Raw genomic sequence first — 531 nt, forward strand, 5'->3', positions numbered from 1 at the left:
CGCCGAGGAGGGGTTCGTCGACCGCGTGTTCCCGCCCGAGGGCGCGTACGACGTGGCCGCACAGCACGTCTACGGGATGGCGATAAACCGGATCCGCCCCGACCGCGAGGTCCGCGAGGTGCTGCGCCGGGCGCACCCGTACCGCGGCTTCGACGACGCCGCGTACGAGCGGCTGTTCCGGTACCTCACCGGGGACTACGACGGACTGGAGGAGAAGAACGTCTACCCGAAGGTGTTGCGCGACGCCAACGACCCGCCCGACGGCGAGCACCACTACCCCGAGTACCCGGTCGGCGAGACGCTCGTCGGGAAGCGCGGGCGGCTCGCGCGGGTCATCTACATGACGAACGTCGGAACGATCCCCGACTCGTTCACCTGCGACGTGTTCACGCGCGACGACGAGTGGGTCGGCACCCTCGACGAGTCGTACCTCGACACGCTGGAGTCCGGCGACGTGTTCGCGCTGGGCGGCGAGCGGTTCGCGTTCCGCTACCGCCGCGGCTCGAAGGTGTACGTCGACCGCACGAGCGA

Annotated in this window: 1 pseudogene; it reads left to right on the forward strand. The window is 69.9% G+C overall.

Annotated elements, in window-relative coordinates:
- A pseudogene (locus D3D02_RS18880) lies at positions 1–531 on the forward strand (helicase); the annotation flags it as partial.

This window comes from Halobellus sp. Atlit-38R (genome assembly GCF_003665925.1).
Classification (GTDB): domain Archaea; phylum Halobacteriota; class Halobacteria; order Halobacteriales; family Haloferacaceae; genus Haloquadratum; species Haloquadratum inordinatus.